2 protein-coding genes are annotated in these 1,510 nt (G+C 72.7%); both read left to right on the forward strand.

The genetic code is table 11. The annotated features are described in order from the left end of the window. Positions 1–637: metal ABC transporter ATP-binding protein (locus G6028_RS09630; protein ID WP_182658737.1), on the forward strand; the 637-nt coding region annotated here is incomplete at its 5' end. Further along, on the forward strand, positions 637–1,506 hold the full coding sequence (locus tag G6028_RS09635; protein WP_182658738.1) for a metal ABC transporter permease: 870 nt from the start codon (positions 637–639) through the stop codon (positions 1,504–1,506). The genes G6028_RS09630 and G6028_RS09635, both read left to right, overlap by 1 nt. Positions 1,507–1,510: the final 4 nt, after the last annotated feature.

Below are 1,510 nucleotides of genomic sequence, written 5' to 3' on the forward strand. Positions count from 1 at the left end.
GAAGTCCACCCTGCTCCAGTCGCTGCTCGGCCTTGTCACCCCCACCGGTGGATCGGTGCGCCTCCTCGGTTCCCCGGTCCGGCGCGCGCTACGCACCGGACGGGTGGCGGCGGTGCCCCAGTCGGACGGACTCGACGAGCGGTTCCCGGTCACCGCCGGTGAGGTGGTCATGCAGGGCCGCCGCCGCTTCACCGGTCCGTGGCGCCGCCCGTCCGCCGCCGACCGACTGGCGGTCGACGAGGCCCTGGACCGGGTCGGGTTGTCGCCGATCGCGGGGCGGCGCATCGGCGAGCTCTCGGGCGGTCAACGGCGACGGGTCCTGCTGGCCCGCTGCCTGGCCCAGGAGGCCGAGCTGCTGCTCCTCGACGAACCGTTCAGCGGCATGGACGCCGGCAGCGAGGAGGTCTACATCGACGTGCTGCGCGAGCTCACCGCCTCGGGGCGGACCGCACTGGTCTCCACCCACCACCTGGGCACGGTCGAGCGGCTCGCGGACTCGGTCGCCCTGCTCAACGGTCGGCTGGTGGCGCACGGCCCCGTGGCCGAGACCACCACCCCCCAGATCCTGTCCACGTTGCTCGGGGCGCGGCTGCCCGCCGTCGACGACCGGACGCCGACCGCCGAGGGAGCACTGTGATGATCGATCTGCTCGTCGAGCCGATGAGTTACGAGTTCATGCGGCGCGCCCTGCTCGTGGTGGCCGCCTCCGGTGTGGCCGGCGCGTTGCTGAGCTGCTGGCTGGTCCACATGGGCTGGTCTCTCATGGGTGACGCGGTCTCCCACGCCGTCCTGCCCGGTGTGGTGATCGCCGCCCTGATCGGCATCCCGTTCGCGGTCGGCGCACTCATCGCCGCGCTGGTCGCGGTGGCGCTCATCGGCGCGGTCCGAGAGGGGGGGACGGTGCGGGAGGACGCGGCCATGGGCATCGTCTTCACCGCCCTGTTCTCGTTCGGACTGGTCCTCATCGCCCGGTTCCCCAGCGGGCAGGACCTGCACTCGATCCTGTTCGGCAGCGTCCTCGGGGTGCGCGATTCCGACCTCGTCCAGGTGTTGGCGGTCTCGGCGTTCACGGTGATCGTGCTGCTGGCCTTCCGCCGCGATCTCATCATGCTGGCCTTCGACCGGCTGCACGCCCACACCCTGGGGCTCAGGACGCGGGCGCTGACCGGGCTCCTGCTCGCCACCCTCGCCACCGCCACCGTGGCGGGGGTCCAGTCGGTGGGCGTGATCCTGGTGGTGGCCACGCTCATCATCCCCGGCGCGACCGCCCAGTTGGTGGCCGACACCATGCGGGGGACGATGATCGTCGCCGTCGTCGTCGCCCTGGTCGGTGGCGTCACCGGCCTGTACGCCGGCTACTACGCCGACCTCCCCCCGGGCCCGGTAGTGGTCCTCGCGCAGGCCGTCATCTTCACCGCGGCGCAGCTGTTCGCCCCCCGGCGCGGCGTGATCCCGCGGGCCGCGGCGGGCGCCCGGGCCCGGCGATCGGGGATGATAACGGCATGACCGT

It is taken from the genome of Dietzia cercidiphylli (assembly GCF_014145145.1).
Taxonomy (GTDB): domain Bacteria; phylum Actinomycetota; class Actinomycetes; order Mycobacteriales; family Mycobacteriaceae; genus Dietzia; species Dietzia natronolimnaea.